Here is a 6,919-nt window from a genome sequence, read left to right on the forward strand (position 1 = left end):
TCGCGATGAAAAAGGCTTTAAACATGAAGAGGTTGCCCTTTCTGTAGGGGTTCAAAATATGGTACGTGCAGATAAAGGCTGTTCCGGGGTAGGTTTTACCATTGAACCTGAATCTGGTTTTGAGAATGTAATCTTGCTATCAGGTGTTTGGGGATTGGGGGAGAATATTGTTCAGGGGGCTGTGAATCCTGATGAATATTATATATTCAAACCAATTCTGGAACAGGGGAAATTCCCTATTATTCAAAAACGAATGGGGGATAAAAAATTAACAATGGTCTATTCAAAGTCCAAAGAAAATAACCCGACCATAAACATAGACACACCACTACCCAGACAGTGCCAATTTGTATTATCTGATGAAGAAATAATTACCTTGGCCAATTGGGCTTCAGTCATTGAAAAACACTACCAGAAGCCTATGGACATAGAGTGGGCCAAGGATGGACTCACAAGTGAACTCCATATCATCCAGGCTCGTCCTGAAACTGTGCACCATAGTAAGAACAAGAATCTGCTTATACAATATAGACTGGAAGAAAAAGGTAAAGTATTGGCTACAGGAAATGCCGTAGGTTCCAAAATAAAAGTTGGGATGGCACGTCTGTTGAATTCTCCTCAGGATGCCAAAAACCTTTCTCAGGATCATATTATTATTACCGATACCATTACACCGGATTGGGACCCCTTATTAAAACAGGTTGGCGGCATAATTACCAATAAAGGAGGAAGAACCAGCCACGCAGCTATTGTGGCTAGGGAGCTGGGTGTTCCCGCAATTGTGGGTTGCCATAATGCCACAGCTACTATTGAGGATGGGGAAATGATTACTTTATGCTGTTCCCAAGGTAAAACGGGGTATGTCTATGAAGGTAAACTTCTTTTTAAAGAGGAGGAAATCGACTTTTCAAACATACGGATGCCGCATACCGAGGCAAAAATGATATTGGCCGATCCAGAAAATGCTTTTCAATTATCGCTTTATCCTAATAATGGGGTAGGTTTATTACGAATGGAGTTTATCATAACCCACTCTGTAAAAGTGCATCCCATGGCCCTGGTTAAGTTTGATGAGTTGAAAAATACCACTGAAATCGCACAAATAGAAAAACTTACAGAAGGCTACAAAAACAAGCAGGACTATTTTATAGATCAACTCTCACAGGGTATAGCTACTATAGCTGCAGCCTTTTACCCTAAAGAGGTCATCGTTAGGTTGAGAACCAATGAATATGCTAACCTGATTGGGGGCAAGGATTTTGAGCCGAAAGAGGAAAACCCTATGTTGGGATTTCGGGGGGCATCCAGATATTACAATGACCTCTATAAAGAAGGGTTTGCCCTGGAATGTGCTGCCATTAAAAAAGTAAGAGATACCATGGGTCTTGATAATCTTAAAGTTATGGTTCCTTTTTGCAGAACGTTGGAAGAGGGTAAAAAAGTGGTAGCTATTATGGAAGAAAACGGATTGAAAAGAGGCGAGAATGGTCTTGAAATTTATACGATGGTAGAAATTCCAAGCAACGTAATTTTGGCAGAGCAATTTGCTAAAATATTTGATGGATTCTCAATCGGTTCGAACGATTTAACCCAACTTACTTTAGGAATCGATCGCGATTCTGAATTGATGGGCCAATTGTTCGATGAAAATGACCCCGCTGCCAAAAAGATGATTGCCATGGCTATAGCTTCTGCACGAAAGACCAATACAAAAATTGGGCTGTGCGGACAAGCGCCCAGCGACTTCCCGGAATTTGCCAGTTTCTTGGTAAAGGAAGGCATTAATAGCATATCCTTTAACCCGGATGCGCTATTAAAGGGGATTGAGAATATTAATAGGGCTGAGAAAAGTTTTATAACCGTTGGACAGGCTGCCTGCAGTAATTGAAAATATTCTCTTTTGAAACAATCAATGTCAGAGTACCCAGTTTAATTGGATTGAATTTTAAATGATTAATAAGTATACTGGCATAACACAAAAAGTCTACAATGCCTGCTAAAAGAAAACTAGCCGCAATTATGTTTACCGACATTGTCGGTTATACAGCCTTGATGGGATCAGATGAGGATAAGGCATTTGAAGTGTTGGAAAAAAGCCGGGAAATTCATATCAAAAGTATCAATCAATTCAAGGGCAAACTTATCAAAGAAATGGGCGATGGTATGCTAGCTCAATTTGATAGTGCAATTGATTCGGTATTGTGCGCTATCGAAATACAAAAACAGGCAAGACAGCAAATCGAAGAGAAAATTAGGATCGGATTACATCTTGGTGACATCACTTATGATCACGAAGATATTTTTGGAGATGGCGTTAATATTTCCTCCAGGTTACAATCAGTTGCAGACCCGGGGGGTATTTATATCTCTGAATCTATCCAAAAATCCATTCGGGCCAAAAGCGCTGTTAAGACGAAATATCTGGGTCAGGTCAAATTAAAAAATGTTGATTATCTGGTAAACACCTATTGTATATTAGCAAATGGACTACCAATCCCTTCTGCCGCTAAAATAGAGCAACTTAAAGGAAAAGGTCTGTTTCATAAACTAACAAGGTCAATTTATACCTATATCATTCTGTTACTGTTGATTCTTGCTATTGGACCCTGGATACGAGATGCCTTCAAAACTGAGGCATCACCCATATCATCATTACTTATTCTGCCATTTGACAATTTTACCGGCGATGACTCACTGGAATATGTTGTCGCAGGTATACATGATGCTTTAATTGGGGATGTGGGAAAAATAAGTGCCTTAAGAGTACCTTCGAGTCGAACAGCCAATGCCTATCGCAACGTAGAAAAATCGATTCCTCAAATAGCCACTGAGCTCAATATTGATGCTGCAGTAGAAACTTCCGTGACCTGCTATGGTGAAAATATTTGTATTCAGGTAAAAATGGTAAGCGCCTTTCCTGAGGAGAAGCTGTTGTGGGTACACGATTTCAACATTGAGAAAGCACAGCTTTCTAATCTTACCAAAAAAATTGCCAACGAGATTTCCCAGCAAATTAACTTAAATCTGACTCCTCAGGAAGAAAAATTGCTAACGGAATCTAAACCTATAGACCCGGATGCTTACGAAGCCTACCTGCGGGGTATGGGCCACTGGGAGTTAGGTACAAAACAAGACCTTGATCGTGCCATGGGTTACTTTCAATTATCACGTGAAATTGATCCGGATTATGCTCTTGCTTATCTGGGTATTTCCAGTACTTGGGGGGCTTATGTTATGCATGGGTTTTTACCCAATAATGAAGTCTACGAGAAAGCCGAAGCTGCACAAAATATGGCCCTAAAACTTGACAGTTCGCTGGTGGAGATTCGTGCCAGCATTGCCACCAAATATACCTGGGGGGAATGGAATTGGAAAAAAGCTGAAAAAGAGTTTTTAAAGGCAATAGAGGTAAATCCAAATTACGCCTTTTCACAGGCATATTACTCCCATTTTCTGGCAATAATGGGCGATCCCGAAAAAGGGCTCCCACATGGCGAACTTGCCATGGAGCTAGATCCATTTAATACCTTATATATTTCTGTGCATGGGCAGGCACTTAAAAATGCAGGTAAGTATGATGAAGCACTGGAGTTGTTGCTCAAGCTTTATGAAATAGAACCGGATCAAGGGATTGCCCTACCGGCACTGTGGGCGGTCTATCATGAATTGGGTGACTGGCAGAAGGCGCTTGATATTGCAAAAAAAATTTACATATTGAAGGAAAATGAGCTGGCCTTGAAATCCCTTGAACAAGGATTTGAAGAAGGAGGTTACCATTTGGCCATGCAGCGTACCGCCGAGATGATGATCACGAATCGTGATACGATCTACGTTCCTTCATGGCAGATTGCAACACTTTATTGCCGTGCAGAAAAGAAAGAAGAGGCCCTGGAATGGCTCGAAAAAGCATATGAAGAACACGACAGCAACATGCCTTATATTAGTGTAGATCCTATTTTTGACTTTATACGTGACGAACCTCGATTTCAGAACCTCCTGAAAAAAATGGACTTGCCTGAATAGAAGTCATCTTATTATAAAGAGCCTTAAAGAGGTTGTTGCTCAAGTTAACCCAATACAGGCTAACGCCTGTCTGTCTTTTTTGTTTTCACCGTTTAAATGCCTGGTGGCATTACACTATAAAAACAAAAAATCCAACCACTTTCGTGATTGGATTCTCTTGGTCGGGCTTGGCCAACGAAGTTCATCTTTGATGAACGTAGTTGGGGTGGTCACGCCTCAGGCGTGACGACAATCAAATCCCTTTATGGACACTTGGTTTAAAAAGAAGCTTAAGAACGTACTTATTTTGTGTTATTTACAGTATAAAATTAAGGAATATTTTCATACGATTTCATCTAACTACATTTAGCTGAAAAAAGCACCTTTTTGAACATTTAATCAAAAAGTTCTAAGAGCCTCGGAGAAAAGAATTGTTTAACTACTCACAGCTGATTTTAGTGACTGTAATTTCTCCTTTTGTTCTGGCCATTCCCCTTTCATGGTATCTTATGAGCCAATGTTGGAGGGCTATGCATATCTAATCAACATTGTGATAAGCATTTATGTGGTGGCCGGTTCGGTCGCTATTATTTTTACTCTTTTCACCGTAAGCTACCAAGCCATGAAAGCTTACCGCAATAAGCCCCGACCTTGAAATCGGGCCTTTTTGGTTTTCGGAATACGGAATATTCCCTTGCTCTACATAAAAAAAGCGCCCGTTTTTCGGGCGCTTTAGTAATATTTAAGGTCAGGGATTATTGCCGGTCACCAACAACTTTGGCGGTAATAATTTCCCTACCGGTGTTCACTTTCAACACATAGATTGCTTCTTCAACCTGGTCATAAATATTGAACTGCAACTGGTTATTTCCAGGTGAAACATGCTGTGCATCGAGCGTTTTAACAAGCCTTCCTGTGATGTCAAACAATTGTACTTGCACAGTAGCCTCATAATCGATTTTCACATCTACGTTCAATTGCGTAGTGAAAGGCGATGGATATGCGGACAAGGTTGTGGGTTCGTATACCACCACTTGCGGTTCGCTATCTTCGGGATCTGCTTTCACAGTACTCGTACCGTTCTTACTGCCTTCACCTCCACCGACCGAGATATCCAGGAACGTTCCATCCGTGAATAGGACGCGAACGGTGTAAGGTGAAGACGCAACCTTATTCTTGAAGTCGAATCGCAGAATGGCTTCACCAGTGAGGAGCGTGGCACCATTCCAACCCGCTACAGAGGAATTGAGAAGGGCATCAGACGGATCGTCGCTTCCTTGCCAGATCACATTACTGGTCCTGTCATATGTGAGCCAGACCTTGGTAAGGTTGCCGTTGCTTCCAGGCCATTCAGCCGTGATTTCCGCGATTTCCTTATCGTCGCCCGTTAAGTTATTCAAACGCACCGTTAGTCGCTTACCATTGGTCTGCAGTCGGTCGATTGTACAGTGGCATCATCCGATACCGTCTGGGTTCCGAACGAATCGTCACCCATTGCGGTCGCTGTATTCGGTACATCGAAATTATTGACCACATTACCGCAGGATTTTAAGAAGCCCTGTGGGTTATATCTCGCGATCGTAAAGAACGCGATCTGCCAATTGTTGTCGACACCCTGAACAGGTCCACCAGACTGACCCCAACCATCCGTGAATGGATCAGAACAAGAGAGATGCAGTTCGAATGCCGGATCATCACCTGGAGGATCGAAAATGATGTCATTCCTGGTGAGACTTGTAACAATAGTTACGTCATTAGTGATATCCACTTGTGTACCGTTGGGATACGTAAGTTTTACAGGTCCATTGTCCGTAGAACCTTCAAGAATGTAGCCATTCAGGAATACGAAATAAAAGTCATCACCGAACCCTGTGCCATAAGGCGAAACTCCACCATCAAAGAATGGCGCTGTCAGATATTCAACCGTTATAGTCTCCGAACCACCGGCAGGAATTTGTAATGTACAGTCGATGTTATTACCGGCACTATCCGTACAATCGCCGATACTCATCATAGGCAAGCTAATGCTTGTAACTTCAAGAATGGGATCAACCACATCTGTCACCGACACGTCAACCGCATCAGATGGTCCTGCATTGCTTACTACAATAGTAAAAGTCTGCAATGTGCCTTGTGGCACTTCCGTCGGATTGAATGTCTTGATAATCGATAAATCGATCTTAGTGGTAATTTTTTGATCGCACGAAGCTTCGTTACCACAAGCATCAGTGGCCGTCCAAGTACGTATAAACTCCTCACAATTCTGACGTCCTTCGTCAGGCAAAGCATCAGTATACGTTATGGTAACATCCCCGCAATTATCGCTACCCGTGGCAAAACCGGTACTGCTCGGCAAATAGTCATCCGTACAACTGATAAATACATCGACAGGGCAGTTGATGATCGGTGGTGTAGTATCCTGTACCGTAATAACCTGTGTCTCTACACTTTCATTTCCACAGTCATCCGTGGCAGTCCAGGTTCTTGCCAACGTATAGTTGTTTGGACAATCGCCATCAATCCGTTCTTCTACAAAGGCTATATCTACATCGGCATCACAATTGTCCGAAGCCGTCGGCGAAGCCGGATCAGGTACCTCAGAACATTCTACCGTTTCATCTCCAGGAACACCAGCCAATACAGGATCAGTCGTGTCCTCTATAGTAAAGGTAGCCTGAGTAGTCGAGGCATTTCCACAGTCATCGGTAGCCGTAAAGGTTACCAGAGCTGAACCTGTAGCACCACAGTCGTCGCTGAGTGCGGTATAGTCATTCGTCCAGGTTACATCACTACAGGTATCCGAGGCCGCACCTGTATTTCCGATACTTGCCAACCAAGCTTGCAGCTGTGCATCATTGCCAGCACCGTCACATTCGACGGTAAGGTCGGAGGCTGCTACATCAATAACAGGAGCCGT

4 protein-coding genes are annotated in these 6,919 nt (G+C 42.6%); 2 read left to right on the forward strand and 2 right to left on the reverse strand.

The window, feature by feature from the left end; genetic code table 11:
• Both ppsA and Q0X77_RS15220 read left to right on the forward strand, forming a co-directional pair.
• On the forward strand, positions 1-1,888 hold a 1,888-nt coding region (gene ppsA, locus Q0X77_RS15215; protein WP_297798670.1), incomplete at its 5' end, for a phosphoenolpyruvate synthase.
• Positions 1,889-1,989: 101 nt separating this feature from the next.
• Positions 1,990-4,023, forward strand: coding sequence for an adenylate/guanylate cyclase domain-containing protein (locus Q0X77_RS15220; RefSeq protein WP_297798671.1), 2,034 nt, complete (start codon positions 1,990-1,992; stop codon positions 4,021-4,023).
• A 734-nt stretch (positions 4,024-4,757) separates the two neighbouring features.
• Here the strand turns inward: Q0X77_RS15220 and Q0X77_RS15225 are convergent.
• Both Q0X77_RS15225 and Q0X77_RS15230 read right to left on the reverse strand, forming a co-directional pair.
• Entirely contained in the window at positions 4,758-5,402 is a 645-nt protein-coding gene (locus Q0X77_RS15225) for a T9SS type A sorting domain-containing protein (protein WP_297798672.1), read from the reverse strand.
• A gap of 8 nt (positions 5,403-5,410) precedes the next feature.
• On the reverse strand, positions 5,411-6,835 hold the full coding sequence (locus Q0X77_RS15230) for a hypothetical protein (protein WP_297798673.1): 1,425 nt from the start codon (positions 6,833-6,835) through the stop codon (positions 5,411-5,413).
• Between the last annotated feature and the right edge of the window lie 84 nt (positions 6,836-6,919).

Source organism: uncultured Eudoraea sp. (genome assembly GCF_947258925.1).
Lineage (GTDB): Bacteria > Bacteroidota > Bacteroidia > Flavobacteriales > Flavobacteriaceae > Eudoraea.

Coding starts and splice junctions, on each gene's coding strand:
- Q0X77_RS15220 (WP_297798671.1), top strand. CDS start 1,990: ATGCCTGCTAAAAGAAAACTAGCCGCAATTATGTTTACCGACATTGTC.